Consider the following 16,887-nt stretch of genomic DNA (forward strand, 5'->3'; position numbering starts at 1 on the left):
GGCGTAGACCTGGGCGCTGACCACCGCCTCGATGGTTTTCCCAGCCTGGTCAAGCGGACTTGCGCACAATGCTGATCAAGGCATGACGCCGCCAATCAGCGTCGCTCGACCGACCAGATCATGGTGATCGCTGCCAGCAGGAAAAGCGCCGACGGCGTGACCGCGCTGAGTACCGGCGACCAACTGTTGATCGCCCCAAGGTTGGCAAACAGGCCGTTGAGCATGTGGAACAAGATGCCGATCATTACCCCGGAGAAGACCTTCAGGCCTACGGCGTCGGAGCGGTAGTGCGCACCTCCGAACGGCAGCGCCAGAGCGACCATCACAAATGCCGCCAGTGGGTAGACCACTTTTTTCCAGAAGGCAATGTCATAACGGTTGGTCGTCTGGCGATTGTCCGCCAAATGCTTGGTATACGTGGCCAAATGGTGCAGCGACATGCGATCCGGAGAAACCATCAGCACCGCCAGGATGTCCGGGTTCAGCGCCGACGGCCAGACCAACTCGGGTAGCTTCTGAACATCGGCCCGCTCGGCGTTCAGGACCGTCTGCAGCACATCGCTCAAGCGCCAACGATCAGGCGCGACGTACTCGCCCTCACTGGCCTCGATAAGCGAGTGTAACTTTGCGTCCTCGTCAAACTCGTAAATACGGATCCCCCGCAAGCGCGTATCCGGCAACACCACGCGCACGTTGATGAAACTGCGCTCGTCCTTGACCCACAATCCTGAACGCAAGTCCTGCCCGATCATTCGCCCCCTGGCTTTCAAGCGCAATTGATTGGCCTCTCTTTCGGCGGTCGGTACCACGTACTCGCCGATCAGGAAAGTGGCGACGGCAAACAGGCCCGCGACCAGAAACAGCGCCCGCAACAAGGCTCCCGAAGACAGGCCGGAAACCCGCAGCACGGTGATCTCGGAATGACGAGCCAGCGACGACAATGCGTAGAGCGTCCCGATCAGGACGGCAATCGGCATCAACTCGTAGACACGCCCTGGCAGCCGCAGCAGAACGAAAGCAAATGCATGGCGGAGTTGGTAGCCTCCCCGCCCAATATCCTGGACCTCGCCAAGCAGGTCAAAGAAGGCAAACAATGCCAAGAACGCCAGTAACACCAGGAAAATGGCGCCAGACACCTCGCGCATCAGGTAGCGACGATAGATCTTCATCGCCCGAGACGCATGAAAGATGAGACCGCGATACGGTGATAGAAGAGGAACGGCAAGAGAAACAGCATCATCAGATGGACCACCAGCACGCCGACGGCAAAAGACACCTGGTCATTGGCCACCCAGCCCTGGCTGATGCTCAGCAGATTGTTGTAGATCACATAAACCAGAATGGCCAGGAGCATGTTGGCCGAACGCCCCGCACGCGGATTGACGAAGGACAATGGAATTGCCAGCAGAGCCAGCACTGCCGCCGAGAGCGGCATACCGACACGCCATAGCAACTCCGCCCGATAGCGAGGCAAGTTGAGAGCCAACAGCTCCAGCGTAGGCATGCTCTTTGGCGTCTGCTTTATGCCATCCGCTTCTCTGGTCTCCAAACGAACGGCATAGCGCGCATATTCCAGAATTCGAAAACCCACCACGCCGGGCTCAAGCTCGTAACGACGCCCATTCTCCAGGACGATGAAGCGATCGCCGTTGGCTGCTGTCTCCTGGTGACCGGTTCTGGCCATCGTTACCCGCAGGCGCTCGGGCTCAGTTTCGCTGACAAACACGTTGCGAACGTGGCTCGTATCCTCGGCCACGGCCTCGACAAAGACCACCCGGTCCCCCGCCGACGACTCCTGGAAGGTGCCCGGCGAGATCTGCCCGGCATCCTTACGGTTGCTCAACTTGCCCCGGTATTCGGCGCTTTGCGACAAGGCCCAGGGTGAGAGAAGCAGCGACAGCGCACCGATGGTGAACACCAGGGGCAGGGCGAAGGTAAGTACCGGGCGTACCCAGGCTCTCAGCGACAGCCCGGCAGAGAACCAGACCACCATCTCTGAGTCACGATAGCTACGGGAAATGGACAGCAGAATGGCCACGAACAAGGACAGCGACAAGAGTGGCGGGAGATAATTGAGCGAAGCGAAACCAAGCAGGGCGACCACGGCACCCGGGTCGACGTCGCCCTGTGCCGCCTCGTTCAGCAAGCGAATCAGCTGCGTGGTCACCATGATCGCAAAAAGCGCAATGAAGACACCGGCCGTCGAGTGGGCGAACTCACGTCGGACAGCGCGCTGAAAGATCATTTTTTGACTTTGGTGAAAAACTGCAGTGATAATCGGCGTTTTCAACGAAACACGCGGGTCCTCGGGAGGGCGAGTGGAATTTAGCATAAAAAGCGGTAACCCGGAGAAGCAGCGCAGCGCCTGCGTGGTAGTCGGCGTTTTCGAACCTCGCAAGCTGACGCTGGCCGCCGAGCTCATCGACAACGCAGCGCGCAGTCACCTTTCGGACATCATTCGCCGCGGCGACATGGAGGGCAAGGCGGGCACAACCTTGCTGCTGCACAACGTTCCCGGGACGCTCTGCGACCGCGTGCTGCTGGTCGGCCTCGGCAAGGAAAAGGAGTTTGGCGATCGGGAATACTGCGACGCGATTCGCAGCGCAGTGAGAACCCTCAACGAAACCGGCTCCTTCGACGGCACGCTCTTCCTGACCGAAACCAGCGTCCGCAAACGCAGCGCTGCCTGGCGCGTACGCCAGGCAGCGCTTGTCGCCGAGCAGACCGTCTATCGCTTTGACCAGTTCAAGAGCAAGAAGGACAAAGTGCGTCGCCCGCTGCGCAAACTGACCTTCATAGTCGATCGCCGCAACGAACTGGCCACCGCAGAAGAAGCGCTGTGCGAGGGACAAGCCATCGCCGAAGGTATGTCGCTGGCCAAGGATCTGGCCAACCTGCCCGGTAATGTATGCACCCCTAGCTATCTCGCGGAAATCGCGCAACAGCTGGCTGACAAGCACAAAATCGAGTGCCAGATTCTCGAACGCGAAGAGATGGCTGCGCTGGGCATGCACGCACTACTCTCGGTAGCGAAGAGCTCACACCAGGCGCCGAAGCTCATCATCCTGCAGTACAAGGGTGGCAAGAGCGACGAGAAGCCGGTGGTACTGGTCGGCAAGGGCGTCACCTTCGATAGCGGCGGCATCTCGCTCAAGCCCGCGGCCGACATGGACGAGATGAAATACGATATGTGCGGCGCTGCCAGCGTACTCGGCACGATCAAAGCCGCGGCTCTGATGAAACTACCGCTCAACCTGACAGTGATCGTGCCGAGCACGGAAAACATGCCTGGCGGCGGCGCCAGCCGACCGGGCGACATCGTCACCTCGATGTCCGGACAAACCATCGAAATTCTCAACACCGACGCTGAAGGGCGGCTGCTTCTCTGTGATGCGCTGACCTACGCCGCGCGCTTCGAACCGGATACGGTGATCGATGTTGCCACCCTCACCGGCGCCTGCGTCGTCGCGCTCGGTCACGTCGCCACCGGCCTGTTCGCCAACAACGATACACTGGCCCGGGAACTGGAACATGCCGGTGATGAAGCCCATGACCGCGCCTGGCAAATGCCGCTCTGGAACGACTACCAGGAACTGCTCAAGAGTCCCTTCGCCGACATGGCCAACATCGGCGGCCGTTGGGGCGGCAGCATCACCGCCGCCTGTTTTCTGGCCCGTTTCACAAAAAAATACGCCTGGGCGCACCTCGACATCGCCGGCACCGCGTGGACCTCAGGCGCCGACAAAGGAGCCACCGGACGACCGGTGCCGCTACTGATTCACTATTTGCTGAAGCGTGCCGGAAAACTCCAGTGACGCAAGTGTTCTTCTACCACAACGCCGCGAACCGCATCGGCGCGACCGCCGCCCTGATCGGCAAAGCCTGCGCCCAGAAAAAGGCCTTGCTGGTCTATGCGCCAGACGCTGACATCGCTGCCGCGCTCGACCGGCAGTTGTGGGCGCAAGCGCCGACGAGCTTCATCCCGCACGTGGCTGCCGACTCGCCGCTGGCCGAGGAAACGCCGGTGCTGATCGCCAGCAGCCTGGAGTCCGTGCCACACGACGAACGGCTTTTCAACCTCTCCAACGACGTACCGCCAGGCTTTTCGCGCTTTGCGAGCCTGATCGAGATAGTTGGCCAGGGCGAGGAAGAACGTGCCGACGGCCGCCAGCGTGCCCGCTTCTACAAGAATCGTGGCTATGCTGTCAGATATCTCGATTGCTCAGGAAAAAACTGATGGCCAATGACGAAGACCTGCTCAGCCGGGCCAACTCGCTGATCAACGCGGACAACGGGGCGGGGCGCGGCGGACGCCCGAGCAGCCCGCGCCCGATGCGCCGTAGGCGCAGCTTCCTGGCCTCGCCGGATAGCGATCACGCAGACGGCGGTCAGCGCTTACCCTTCGGGAGCAGCGCAGACGACGACCTGCCGCTATTGACCGACGTCGTCGTGACCACGGAACCCGAGCTCGAGCCAAGCGTCGATGATCTCGCGGCGGACCTGCGCCCGACCCTTGCCACCGAGCTTGCGCAACTCATCGACCGCCATCTGACTGCGGCCTTGCCGGCACTGGTCGAGGCTGCAGCAGCCGAGGCTGCCGAGCACTTGCGCCAGGGTATCGAAGCAAGCATCGCCATGGCCGCACGTGACTTCGTCGGCCAGCGCGGGCAACTGCAACTGCCGCTGGACGAGCCAGCCGGCGCCAAAGCGGGCGCAGCCGATCCGGAGTAGCTCGGACAGGGTCCGCATCACGGCCCGGAGCCTCAGCGCGATCCGCTATAATGCGCGCTCCTGAAATCCACCCGCACCCTCCTCCATGGAACTCGCCAAGAGCTTTGAACCGGCTGATATCGAGCGTCGCTGGTACCCCGAATGGGAAGCCAGAGGCTACTTCGGCGCCGGCCTTGATACCGACAAAAAACCCGCAGACGCCTTCTGTATTCTGCTGCCGCCGCCAAACGTCACCGGCACCCTGCACATGGGGCACGGCTTCAACCAGGCGATCATGGACGCGCTCACCCGTTACCATCGCATGCGCGGTGACAACACGCTGTGGCAGCCGGGGACGGATCATGCGGGCATCGCCACCCAGATCGTCGTCGAACGTCAGCTCGACGCACAGGGAATCTCCCGACACGACCTCGGCCGCGAGAAGTTCCTCGAAAAAGTCTGGCAGTGGAAAGAGTTTTCAGGCAACACCATTACCCGGCAGATGCGTCGCCTTGGTACGTCTCCTGACTGGAGCCGCGAACGCTTCACGATGGATGCCGGCCTGTCCACGACGGTCACCGAAACTTTCGTCCGCCTCTACCAGGAAGGCCTGATCTACCGCGGCAAACGCCTGGTCAACTGGGATCCCGTGCTGCAGACCGCGGTCTCCGACCTCGAAGTCGCGCAGGAGGAAGAACAGGGCTATCTCTGGCACATCCGTTATCCGCTGAGCGACGGCAGCGCGACCTTGACCGTGGCCACGACGCGACCGGAAACGATGCTCGGTGATACCGCCCTGATGGTCCATCCGGAAGACGAGCGTTACCGGCACCTGCTCGGCAAGATGGTCAAACTGCCACTTTGCGAGCGCGAGATTCCGATCATTGCCGACGCCTACGTGGATCTCGCGTTTGGCACTGGCTGTGTCAAGGTCACGCCGGCCCACGACTTCAACGACTACGCGGTCGGCCAGCGTCACCAGCTGCCGATCATCCCGATCCTGACGCTCGACGCGCGCATCAACGAGAATGCGCCGGCCTGCTACCAGGGTATGGATCGCTTTGCCGCGCGCCAGCAGATCGTTGCCGACCTCGAAAAGCAGGGCTTCCTCGACAAGATCGAGCCGCATACCCTGAAAGTACCGCGCGGCGACCGCACCGGCGTGGTCATCGAACCGATGCTCACCGACCAATGGTTCGTGGCCATGAGCAAGGCCGGAGTCGACGGCAGCAGCATCGCCGGCAAGGCCCTTGAATGCGTGGCCGCGGGTGAAATCAGCTTCTTCCCGGAAAACTGGGTCAACACCTACAACCAGTGGCTGAACAACATCCAGGACTGGTGCATCTCGCGGCAGTTGTGGTGGGGCCACCAAATCCCCGCCTGGTACGGAGAGGATGGGCGCATCTTCGTTGCCCATGACGAAGGGGAAGCCAGGGCGCAGGCCGACGAACAGGGCTACAGCGGCCCTCTGACGCGCGACCCCGACGTCCTCGACACCTGGTACTCGTCGGCGCTGTGGCCCTTCTCGACGCTTGACTGGACGCCGCAATGGCCAGCCGAGACGAATACCGCGCTCGATCTGTATTTGCCGTCTACGGTGCTGGTCACCGGTTTCGACATCATCTTCTTCTGGGTCGCACGGATGGTGATGATGACCCGCCATATCACCGGAAAAATCCCCTTCAAGCACGTCTACGTGCACGGCCTGATCCGCGATGCCGAAGGCCAGAAGATGAGCAAGTCGAAAGGCAATGTCCTCGACCCCATCGACCTCATTGACGGTATCGATCTCGACACCCTGATTGGCAAGCGCACCAGCGGCTTGATGAACCCCAAGCAGGCGGCGCAGATAGAGAAGCGCACGCGCAAGGAGTTCCCCGACGGCATTCAGGCTTTCGGCACCGACGCCCTGCGTTTCACCTTCCTGTCGCTGGCCAGCCCCGGTCGCGACATCAAGTTCGACCTCAGCCGCTGCGAAGGCTACCGCAATTTCTGCAACAAGCTGTGGAACGCGACACGCTACGTGCTGATGCACACCGCCGAGCATGACCTGGGCCTGGCTGCCTGCACCGCGGAGAGCTGCTCGCCGGCGCTGAGCTTCTCCTTCGCCGACCGCTGGATCGTCAGCAAGCTGCAGCGCACCGAAGCCGAGGTCGCGCAGCACTTTGCCGACTATCGCTTCGACCTCCTGGCGCGCTCGGTGTACGAGTTCGTCTGGGACGAGTTCTGCGACTGGTACGTCGAGCTCTCCAAGGTCCAGTTGCAGCAGGGCAGCGAACAGGAAATCCGCGCCACACGGCGGACCCTGGCACGGGTGCTGGAAACCGTCCTGCGCCTGGCGCATCCGCTGCTGCCCTTCATTACCGAAGAACTCTGGCAGGCCCTGGCGCCGATTGCCGGCCGCAAGACGCACGACTCGGTGATGCTCGCCGCCTATCCGCAGGCACAACCGGAGAAGATCGATCTGGCCAGCGAAGCGAGCGTCCAGCAGTTGAAGGATCTGGCCTACGCCTGCCGCAACCTGCGCGGCGAGATGAATCTCTCGCCAGCGCAAAAAGTGCCGCTGCTCGCCAGTGGCGACAGCGCTGCACTGGCCGCTTTTGCGCCTTACCTGAAGCCGCTCTGCAAGCTTTCCGATATGCAGATCGTCGACGACCTGCCCACCGACGCCAGCGCACCGACCGCCATTGTCGGCCAGACCAGGCTCATGCTGCAGGTCGAAATCGACGCCGCCGTCGAAGGCGAGCGACTCGACAAGGAAATCGCCCGCCTCGGCGGCGAGATCAGCAAGGCCAGAGCCAAACTCGCCAACGAAAGCTTCGTCGCGCGCGCACCGGCGGCCGTGGTTGAACAGGAAAAGAAGCGCCTCGACGACTACCTGGCAACGCTGGAGAAACTCACGCCACAACGCGAACGCTTGCGCCGCTAACCCGGTTCATCGTCAAGCACCACCGGCAACAGCCCACGCAAGGCGTTGCCGACGTACAAGGCCGGCGCTGTCAGCAGATCCTCGCGGCGCAACACCTGCTCGACCGCGCGTCCAGACTCGAGCAGCGTGCGCCGCATGACGCCGGGCAGTAGTCCGCAGGCCAGCGGCGGCGTCAGCAGCACGCCGTCGCGCTCGACAAAAACATTGCTGCGCGCACCTTCACACACCTCGCCGCGAGTATTCAGAAAAATGGCGTCGAAGAACACTGGCCGTGCCGCCAGTGCCGCCAGCGTACGGTCGTAGCGGGCGCGCGCCGTGGTCTTGTGACGCAGCAGGTAGTCGTCGACAGGCAGGGCTTCGGCAGCCAGACAGACGCGCCACCGCTTCGCGCTATCTTCGTGCAATGCGGCGACCAGGACACGGCAGCCGCCATCGTGTGCCAGGCTCAGACGAACGCGAAACAAGGCTTGCGGTCGCGCCGCCGCGGCGGCGGCCAGCGCCGCGGAAACCTCCACCAACCGGCAGACAAAACCGAGGCTACGGGCGGACGCCTGCAGGCGCTCGAGATGCAGGTCCAGCAGTGGATACACGCCGCCTTCCAGGCGCAGCGTTTCGACGAGCTCGAAACCCGGATCGAAAGCCGTCAGAAAGCTCGCTTTCAACAGGCATTCCGCGTACTCGCGCGCCGCATCGGCATCGATCACGATACCACTGCCGACACCGAGTCGGGCCTGGCTGTCGGCAGCGACTGCGACGGTACGAATGGCGACATTGAAGCGAGCGTCGCCATTTGGCGCCAGCCAACCCAGGCTGCCGGTGTACAGCCCGCGCGCTGACGCTTCGAGCTCTGCGATGCGCTGCATGGCCCTGATTTTCGGTGCGCCGGTGATCGAACCGCAGGGAAACAGGGCCGCAAAAAGGTCGGCGATGCCGACGCCTGGCAGGTCCGCGGCGACCGTAGACACCATCTGCCACAGGGTCGGGTAGGCCTCAGCTTCACACAAGGCTTCGACTTGCACCTTGCCGGGCTGCGCCAGGCGTCCCAGGTCGTTACGCAGCAGATCGACGATCATGACGTTTTCTGCCCGCTCCTTGGCCGACGCCAGCAGAGCCGCCCGATTCGCCTGATCGTCGAGCGCTGTCCGGCCGCGCGGTGCCGTTCCTTTCATCGGCCGGGTCACGACCCGCTCGCCGACACGCTCGAAAAACAACTCCGGCGAAAAGGAAAGGAGGGTTTCCTCGCCGCAGCCGAGAAAGCCACCGTAGCGAACCGGCTGACGTTCGCGCAGGCGCGCATAGAGCGCCAGCGGGTGTCCGTAAAGCGCGAAAGTCAGCGGAAAAGTGAGGTTGATCTGGTAGCAATCGCCGTCGCCAATCCAGCGACGAATCTGGCTGACCTGCGCAGCGTACTTTTCGGCATCGACCGCCGCAGACACGTCGGCCACCCCGGCCGTCTGTTGGTACTCGGGCAAGGCCGCCAACTGCTCGGCAAGAAAAACGGCGACCCCCTGCGCATCGAGCAGGCGAGCGTCGGCGAACAGCCAGACCCGCAACACCGGCCGGCCGCAGGGCGCTGGCGGAACCGTCGCCTCGAAGCATGCGCCCAGCGCGTAGTCGGCCGCCAGAGCGACCCACTGACCAAGCGCGAGCGCCGCTTCAATCGCGCCGAACGCGGCCCGAGGATCGGCGCCAGCATCAACAGCGAAGGAGCGCTGCAAACCCGTCAGCAGAACGGCGCTGCCGGCGTCGCCGTCAAACAGCGCGAACGGAGGGCCGGCAAGCATCAGTCAGCGCATCGACCGTGCGTGCAATGCGCGCGCCGCTGAGCCGACTGAAGCGCTACTCCGCAGACACCTGGCTCTATTTGCGTTTGAGGTAGAACTCGAAGATCTGATTGCTTTCGCCGTTCGACAGCAGCTCATTGCCGGTCTGCTTGGCGAAAGCCTGGAAGTCCTTGACCGAACCCGGATCAGTCGCCAGTACGTGCAGCACTTCACCCGGCGCCATCTCGGATAGCGCCTTCTTCGTCCGCAGAATCGGCAGTGGGCACTTCAACCCCTTGACGTCGAGCTCTCGATCGCAATGCATGGTCAGGTCCAGAACAGAATTGAGGGCGTATTCTAAGCGTTCGAAGCACTCTATCCGCCATTAAGCTTCTTCTCTTTCGCCTCTTCGGCCAGCAGCACGCGCAGGTCGCGCAGACGCGCGTCGACCGCGGACTTCTCGTAGAAGTCGCCGTCGCCCGCCTGTTGCGCGAACTGCAACTGTTCAACCGCCGCACCCAACTGCCCCTGCAGCAGGTAGAACTCTGCCTGTGCACGGTGTTGCTGCAGGCGCTTGCCTAGCGCCGCGTAAGTTTTCGCCTGCAAGCCGTAGAGTTTGTAGTCCGAGCTGTAGAGCTGCAGCTGCGATTCCAGGAACTGCAAGCTCTTTTCGTATTGCCGCCCCGCCAGCAGAGCTTCAGCGTACCCGTAAACCAAAGCCTTGGACTGTGGATAACGTTGCAGGGCGTCGCGATAGATCTTCGCGGCGCCGGCCTGATTTCCAGCGGCAATTTCCGTTCGTGCCGCCAGCCCGGCGATCAGCGGCGACGACACTTTGAGCGCCAGCAGCGCGCCAAGCTCTTTCTGCGCCGCGGCGACGTTCTTGGCCTGCAGCAGCGAATACGTGAGACCGTAGCGGGTGGCCATCTCCGAAGCATATTTCTTTTCGCGCAACTGCTTGCTGAATTCGCTGACAGCCTCGCCAGGCGGCACCGCTTGCGCCCGCAGCTTGGCGCGCACCAGGTAGAAATCAGCGCCGTCGGCAACCTGTCGATAGGAGGCATTCTGCGACCGGTTCTGCATGTCGGAGATACGTTCTACAGTCAGCGGATGCGAGCGCAGATAAACCGGCGCGTTGTTCTCGTACACCCGCCCGGCCAACTGCATGCGGCCAAAGAAGTCGCCCATGCCGCGCACGTCGTAGCCGGCCTTGGCCAGCGTCTGATAGCCCAGCCGATCGGCCTCACGCTCGAAGTCGCGACTGTAGGCCAATTGCGACTGTATCGACGCCGCCTGCGCCGAAGCGATCGCCGCCGTCGCCACCTGCGAGTTAGAGCGCGCAGCGAGAACACCAACGGCCATGGCGACCATGGTGGCGATAGAGCTCTGCTTCTCCCTGGCGATCTGCCGGGCAAGGTGACCCTGGCTGACGTGCGAGATCTCGTGAGCGATCACGCCGGCCAGCTCGGACTCCGATTGTGCGGTAAGGAGCGTGCCGGTGTTGACCCCGATGAACCCGCCAAACATCGCGAAAGCGTTCACCGTGTTGTCGCGAATCGCAAAGAAATAGTAATTGCCTGCCGCGTTAGAACTCGCCGCAACCAGCCGGCCGCCAAGGGAATTCAGGTAGTCACTGACTTCGGGGTCATCAACATAACTCGGTTCATGCGCACGTATCTGATTGAAGATCTGCTCACCGATCTTGCGTTCAAGTTGCGGCGAAAAGTCGACTCGCGACGCGTCGCCAAGCTCTGGAAGTCCCTCCGCCCGGAGCGGCGAAGAACTGCCCAAAAAAACCGCAACGGTCAAGGACACTGCGGCACAAATCATTCTGATCACGAGAGCTCCCGGCCGGCCTCGGCGTCCGCCGAGCAAGATTTGCTATCATACCCAATAGTGCTCTGGTAGATTGTTACCAAGCGTTACCACCCGCCCTCTGCTGCTTGCCAATTGATTCCCTTGGCAGGCATCACCAGCAGCAGCGACTCCCAGGTCTCCCATACCCCTATGTCAGTCAGTCCACTCACCCATTTCAATTCCGAAGGCCAGGCGCAAATGGTCGACGTCGGCGACAAGGCCGAGACGGCCCGGCAGGCAAGAGCCGCCGGCAGTATCCTGATGCGCCCCGAAACGCTGGCGCTGATCGTTGCCGGATCGGCGCAGAAGGGCGATGTTCTCGGTGTCGCACGAATTGCCGCCATTCAAGGCGCCAAGCGCACCTCCGAGTTGATTCCCCTGTGTCATCCACTCGCGCTGAGCAAGGTTTCCGTCGACTTCGAGATCGACGGCAAGGCCAACGCGGTGCATTGCCTGACGCGGGCGGAGTGTGTAGGTCGCACCGGCGTCGAGATGGAAGCCCTTTGCGCCGCCAGCATCGGCTTGCTGACCATCTACGACATGTGCAAGGCGGTCGATCGCGGCATGCGTATCGAAAACATCAGGCTTCTTGAAAAAGTCGGCGGCAAATCAGGGCACTGGACTGCGAGCTGACGCCGGCCATCAGACCACGAACCCGAAAAGACCGCGAAAAAAAACCCGCCGGAGGCGGGTCCCTTATTGCACACCCAAAAAAATCAGGCGCGCGCGATATTCGATGCTTGCTTGCCCTTCGGGCCCTGCGTCACGTCGAAGGAAACTTTCTCGCCCTCTTTGAGGGTCTTGAAACCACCCATGGTGATCGCGGAGAAATGGGCGAAGAGATCTTCACTACCATCATCCGGAGTAATGAAGCCGAAACCCTTGGCGTCATTGAACCACTTAACTGTACCAGTTGCCATATTGCCACTTCCTTGAAAAAAGACTAAATCCGGGCGGAGCCCGACTTGCATGCTTCTGACTCAAGCACTGTTCTGACGGATATTCAGAAACCGAGACCGCTCAAACAGGGTCTTGAACAAAAACATGGCACCTTTTTACGCGAAGTCAGGCGGGTGCGTCAAGCGTTTTTATCGTCAGGCGCCTGCCAAGCCGTCCAGCGCGACCGAGAATTGGCGAAGGGCGGTATTGCGCATCCGGAAAGACTGGTTAGAATTCACCCATGGCGACACAGCATCAGGACAACTCCCTACTCCAAGCGCAGCGCACACAGCTCAAGCCACCACGTCTTTACAAGGTCCTGTTGCTGAACGACGATTTCACACCGATGGATTTCGTGATTGTCGTTCTGCAACGGTTTTTTTCAGATGGATCGAGAACACGCGACGCGAATCATGCTCAAAGTTCACACCGATGGACGAGGCGTGTGTGGAATCTATCCGCGCGATGTCGCGGCCACGAAAGTTGAACAGGTCACAGCCTTCGCACGAAGCAACCAGCACCCCCTGGCGTGCGTCATGGAGGAAAACTGAATGATTGCGCAGGAACTTGAAGTAAGTTTGCACATGGCCTTCGTCGAGGCACGACAGAAACGTCATGAATTCATCACTGTCGAGCACCTCTTGCTCGCACTGCTCGACAACCCGTCGGCAGCCGAAGCAATGCGCGCCTGCGGCGCCAGCATCGAGCAACTGCGCAAGGACCTGACGCGCTTCATCAGCGAACACACGCCAACCGTCGCGGGCGAAGACGACATCGATACGCAGCCGACGCTCGGCTTCCAGCGGGTCATTCAGCGTGCGATCCTGCACGTCCAGTCATCAGGCCGCAAGGAGGTCAACGGTGCCAATGTTCTTGTGGCGATCTTTGGCGAAAAAGACTCACACGCGGTCTATTACCTGCAGAAGCAGGGCGTGACGCGTCTCGATGTGGTCAACTTTATCTCGCACGGCATCAGCAGAATTCCGCAGAGCACACCACGCGGCGAGCCGGAAGTCGAACCCGAAGGCGAACAACAGAGTGCCGCCGGACCGCTCGAAAGCTACACCATCAACCTCAATGCCCTTGCTCTCCAGGGTAAGATCGACCCGCTGATCGGTCGCGACCGGGAACTCGAACGAGTCATCCAGACCCTGTGCCGAAGGCGCAAGAACAACCCCTTGCTGGTCGGCGAAGCCGGGGTCGGCAAGACGGCGATTGCCGAAGGGCTGGCGCGGCGAATCGTCGAGTGCGACATCCCCGAAATTCTCGGCAAGGCGAACGTCTACTGCCTCGACATGGGGTCCCTGCTCGCCGGCACCAAGTATCGTGGCGACTTCGAACAACGCCTGAAGGCGGTTCTCAAGCAGCTCAGCGAGAACCCGGAGGCGATCCTGTTCATTGACGAGATCCACACCTTGATTGGTGCCGGCTCGGCCTCGGGCGGCACGCTCGACGCGTCCAACCTTCTCAAGCCCGCGCTCTCGTCAGGGCAGCTGAAGTGCATCGGCGCAACCACCTACAACGAATACCGTGGCATTTTCGAGAAAGACCATGCGCTGTCGCGGCGCTTCCAGAAGATCGACGTCAACGAGCCTTCGAGTGCCGAAGCAGTAGACATTCTCAAGGGCTTGAAATCGCGCTTCGAAGCCCACCACGGCATCAAATACTCCGCCGCCGCACTGAGTTCGGCGGTCGAGCTGTCGGTGCGCTTCATTACCGACCGCCACCTGCCGGACAAGGCGATCGACGTCATCGACGAAGCGGGAGCGGCACAGCGGATCCTGCCCAAGTCCCGGCAGAAAAAAGTGATTGGCAAGATAGACATCGAGGAAATCGTGGCCAAAATCGCGCGCATTCCTTCGACGCACGTCTCCTCAGACGACCGCAACAACCTGCGCAACCTCGACCGCGATCTGAAAGCAATCGTTTTTGGCCAGAATGCGGCCATCGACGCCCTCGCCCGGGCAATCAAGATGGCTCGTTCGGGTCTTGGCAACCCTGCCAAGCCCATCGGCAGCTTCCTCTTTTCGGGCCCCACCGGCGTCGGCAAGACGGAAGTCGCCAAGCAACTGGCGTACTGCCTCGGTAACGAGCTGTTACGCTTCGACATGTCCGAGTACATGGAGCGGCACGCGGTGTCGCGGCTGATCGGCGCACCACCCGGCTACGTCGGCTTCGATCAGGGCGGCCTGCTGACCGAAGCCGTTACCAAGAAGCCGTATAGCGTTCTGCTGCTCGACGAGATCGAAAAGGCGCATCCCGATATCTACAACATCCTGCTACAGGTGATGGATCACGGGACATTGACTGACAACAACGGCCGCAAGGCGGACTTTCGCAACGTGATCATTATCATGACCACCAACGCCGGGCAAGAAGCGATCCAGAAAGCAACAATGGGCTTCACCCCCACACGCCAGGCTGGCGATGAAATGGTCGAGATCAAGCGCATCTTTACACCCGAGTTTCGTAACCGGCTCGACGCCACGATCTCGTTCAAGTCTCTTGATCACGAAGTCATCCTGAGGGTGGTGGACAAGTTCCTGATGCAGCTCGAAGCGCAACTGCACGAGAAGAAAGTCGAAGCCGTGTTCACCACGGCCATCAAAGACCACCTGGCGACGCACGGCTTTGACCCGATGATGGGCGCACGGCCGATGGCGCGGCTGATTCAGGACACCATCCGCGCCTCGCTGGCTGACGAGTTGCTGTTCGGCCGCCTGGCACACGGCGGCCACGTCACGGTCGACCTGGATGAAGAGAAGAAAGTCAAACTGGTCTTCGAAGAAGCGTCAGCGGTCATCGCCTGACGATGGCAAGCCGCACTGGTCACGGGCAAATACGGCCGCTGCTTGGCCGCACACGAACCGAGCATACGAGGTACACCACATGAGTTTCAAAACCGCCGACCTCCTCGACGACAATGAAAGCAAGGCGCACGACGGTAGCGTCCGCGTCGTCGCGCCCATGTTCAAGCGCTACGGAGGACGACCCGCGTTCAGTGGCCAGATTGCCACGCTGAAGGTATTCGAGGACAACTCCCTGGTTCGTGAAGCACTCGGTGAAGGCGGCGAAGGCAGGGTGCTGGTCATCGATGGTGGCGGCTCGATGCGCTGCGCACTGGTGGGCGATCAGCTGGCCATCCTGGGGCAGCGGAACCGCTGGCAGGGAATCGTCGTTTACGGCTGTATCCGCGACGCGGATGACATTGAGGAAATTGAACTTGGCGTTCGCGCGCTCGACACGCACCCGCTGAAGAGTATCAAGAAAGGTATCGGCGAACGCGATCTGCCTGTAAGCTTCGGCGGAGTCACTTTTCGACCCGGTGAATGGATCTATGTCGATGGCGACGGGCTGGTCGTCAGCGACGAGCCGCTGGCTTGACAGACGCCGACGCCGGCGACTCAAGAGGAGCTCTGGTGGTCACTTGCGGTGGATATCGCCGCTGGCGTTTTTTCCGGCGCGGCGGTGACTGCTTTGCATCGTGAGATCGCGCACGATGGCTTCACAAGATGCTCTCAAACCACCTCAAAACCAACCCGGCAAGCGTTGACCAGAGTACTGACAGAGAAGATACTGCGCCGGTTAGCTACCGTGGAGTTGCCAAGAAATCGGAGATGAGTTGTGACCGCTGCCATTGACCTGCTCAAAGCCATCCGGACAGGCCGCCTTCAAGAGGTCAAGACCCTCCTGGACGCCGGGACCCCAGTAGAAATAGAAGATGGCCGGGGAGATCCGGGCTTGCCGCTTGGTGTTGCCTGTTTCATGGGCCATGTCGATATCGTCCGCGAACTGGTCGGCCGTGGCGCCAAAGTCAATACTGCCGACAACGCACAGATCACCTCGCCTTTGTCGATGGCCGTTCGCGGCCGCCGGACTGAGGTCATCAAGGCGCTGATCGAAATGGGCGCCGAAGTCCCGAAGGGCATGGCGACGGGGCTGACCAACCAAGAAATGCTGATCGCACGCTGGCGAGGGCGGCACTACGAAGCCAGCACGGGAAAACCTGAACCGACTGACGACGAGCACCCGGTGTTCGAGGAGATCGAGATGGTCCGCTGCTACGGAACGGACACCTCCGTCCTCGATGCCGACCTGATCCGTGCTGCGCGCGACATGGACAAGAAATAGCCGCTCACCGCTGACTGATCAAGCGGTGCCCAGCGAGGTCGGTCGTGAACACTGTCCTGTCTGCTGCCTGTCGCCGTGTGGTGGCGCGTGCATTGGCTCTCCCTTCGGTCAACCGGTAGCCCTTTCCCTTTCCCTTTCCCTTGCTTTTTCCCTTTTCCTATCGCAAGACCGGGCGGAATATTTCGCGCGCATCGCTCTGCGGCCTGCAAGGACTGCTCGCCGCGGATCACGTGACGCTCCCTCCGGCCGATCCCTGGACGAAATACCAGAGTCACTCGCTGCAAGCGGCCAACGCGCCCCCCTGATCTTCGTACCGGGGGGTTCGTTTGCGTCAACCAGCACAGCGAGCTGTATCACTTGATCGGCCTCCCCCCTGACAAGTGATCCGCCAACGACCAGCACGGCGCGCCACAATAGCGAGCAATGCAGCGTCGACAGCAACAGAGCGCAAGCGCCAATCGTCGTCAGCTTGCCCGGGATACTTTTGCAAGGCACTCCCGGTCATACGCCGCCAGAGTCAGCTGCCCGTCATTGGGTCACGCGAAACTGTTCTGGTGG

Annotated in this window: 14 protein-coding genes and 1 pseudogene; 9 read left to right on the forward strand and 6 right to left on the reverse strand. The window is 61.3% G+C overall.

All coding sequences use genetic code 11. The features are described 5' to 3' along the window. Positions 1-95: 95 nt before the first annotated feature. Both lptG and lptF read right to left on the reverse strand, forming a co-directional pair. Positions 96-1,169 carry an LPS export ABC transporter permease LptG gene (gene lptG, locus QZ648_RS09810; protein ID WP_291996875.1) on the reverse strand — a complete coding sequence of 358 codons (1,074 nt, stop codon included), beginning with the start codon at positions 1,167-1,169 and terminating at the stop codon, positions 96-98. Further along, positions 1,166-2,245 (reverse strand): LPS export ABC transporter permease LptF, encoded by a 1,080-nt coding sequence (gene lptF / locus QZ648_RS09815; RefSeq protein ID WP_169065809.1) that lies wholly within the window; start codon positions 2,243-2,245, stop codon positions 1,166-1,168. The genes lptG and lptF overlap by 4 nt, the downstream gene beginning before the upstream one ends. Before the next feature lie 73 nt (positions 2,246-2,318). Between lptF and QZ648_RS09820 the strand changes: the two genes are divergently transcribed. The 4 genes from QZ648_RS09820 (at position 2,319) to QZ648_RS09835 (ending at position 7,639) form a co-directional block, all read left to right on the forward strand. Further along, positions 2,319-3,815 (forward strand): leucyl aminopeptidase, encoded by a 1,497-nt coding sequence (locus tag QZ648_RS09820; RefSeq protein ID WP_291996876.1) that lies wholly within the window; start codon positions 2,319-2,321, stop codon positions 3,813-3,815. Further along, positions 3,812-4,237 carry a DNA polymerase III subunit chi gene (locus tag QZ648_RS09825; protein WP_169065811.1) on the forward strand — a complete coding sequence of 142 codons (426 nt, stop codon included), beginning with the start codon at positions 3,812-3,814 and terminating at the stop codon, positions 4,235-4,237. The genes QZ648_RS09820 and QZ648_RS09825 overlap by 4 nt, the downstream gene beginning before the upstream one ends. After that, positions 4,237-4,731 (forward strand): hypothetical protein, encoded by a 495-nt coding sequence (locus tag QZ648_RS09830; protein ID WP_169065812.1) that lies wholly within the window; start codon positions 4,237-4,239, stop codon positions 4,729-4,731. The genes QZ648_RS09825 and QZ648_RS09830 overlap by 1 nt, the downstream gene beginning before the upstream one ends. Positions 4,732-4,816: 85 nt before the next feature. Beyond that, entirely contained in the window at positions 4,817-7,639 is a 2,823-nt protein-coding gene (locus tag QZ648_RS09835; RefSeq protein ID WP_291996877.1) for a valine--tRNA ligase, read from the forward strand. Here the strand turns inward: QZ648_RS09835 and pabB are convergent. The 3 genes from pabB to QZ648_RS09850 all read right to left on the reverse strand — a co-directional run bounded on the left by pabB (position 7,636) and on the right by QZ648_RS09850 (position 11,232). Then, entirely contained in the window at positions 7,636-9,423 is a 1,788-nt protein-coding gene (pabB, locus tag QZ648_RS09840; RefSeq protein ID WP_291996878.1) for an aminodeoxychorismate synthase component I, read from the reverse strand. The genes QZ648_RS09835 and pabB overlap by 4 nt on opposite strands. Positions 9,424-9,499: 76 nt before the next feature. After that, positions 9,500-9,727 (reverse strand): sulfurtransferase TusA family protein, encoded by a 228-nt coding sequence (locus tag QZ648_RS09845; RefSeq protein ID WP_169065815.1) that lies wholly within the window; start codon positions 9,725-9,727, stop codon positions 9,500-9,502. 50 nt (positions 9,728-9,777) lie between these two features. Then, positions 9,778-11,232, reverse strand: a complete 1,455-nt coding sequence (locus tag QZ648_RS09850) for a M48 family metalloprotease (RefSeq protein WP_169065882.1) — start codon at positions 11,230-11,232, stop codon at positions 9,778-9,780. Between the two features lie 177 nt (positions 11,233-11,409). Between QZ648_RS09850 and moaC the strand changes: the two genes are divergently transcribed. Then, positions 11,410-11,892, forward strand: coding sequence for a cyclic pyranopterin monophosphate synthase MoaC (gene moaC / locus QZ648_RS09855; RefSeq protein ID WP_169065816.1), 483 nt, complete (start codon positions 11,410-11,412; stop codon positions 11,890-11,892). Between the two features lie 83 nt (positions 11,893-11,975). On the opposite strand, the gene QZ648_RS09860 is transcribed toward moaC, so the two are convergent. Beyond that, on the reverse strand, positions 11,976-12,179 hold the full coding sequence (locus QZ648_RS09860; RefSeq protein ID WP_042335273.1) for a cold-shock protein: 204 nt from the start codon (positions 12,177-12,179) through the stop codon (positions 11,976-11,978). A 260-nt stretch (positions 12,180-12,439) separates the two neighbouring features. Here QZ648_RS09860 and clpS point away from each other — a divergent pair. The 4 genes and pseudogenes from clpS to QZ648_RS09880 all read left to right on the forward strand — a co-directional run bounded on the left by clpS (position 12,440) and on the right by QZ648_RS09880 (position 16,329). Further along, positions 12,440-12,749: pseudogene (gene clpS / locus QZ648_RS09865) on the forward strand (ATP-dependent Clp protease adapter ClpS). Then, a complete protein-coding gene (gene clpA / locus QZ648_RS09870) occupies positions 12,750-15,008 on the forward strand; it encodes an ATP-dependent Clp protease ATP-binding subunit ClpA (protein WP_291996879.1) in 2,259 nt (752 codons plus the stop codon). It abuts the pseudogene before it with no gap. A gap of 79 nt (positions 15,009-15,087) precedes the next feature. After that, a complete protein-coding gene (gene rraA, locus QZ648_RS09875; RefSeq protein ID WP_169065817.1) occupies positions 15,088-15,582 on the forward strand; it encodes a ribonuclease E activity regulator RraA in 495 nt (164 codons plus the stop codon). 240 nt (positions 15,583-15,822) lie between these two features. After that, complete coding sequence (locus QZ648_RS09880) at positions 15,823-16,329, forward strand: ankyrin repeat domain-containing protein (protein ID WP_291996880.1); 507 nt, start codon at positions 15,823-15,825, stop codon at positions 16,327-16,329. The last annotated feature ends 558 nt before the right edge of the window (positions 16,330-16,887 follow it).

The sequence above is a fragment of the Candidatus Accumulibacter sp. ACC012 genome, from assembly GCF_907163155.1.
GTDB lineage: Bacteria > Pseudomonadota > Gammaproteobacteria > Burkholderiales > Rhodocyclaceae > Accumulibacter > Accumulibacter delftensis.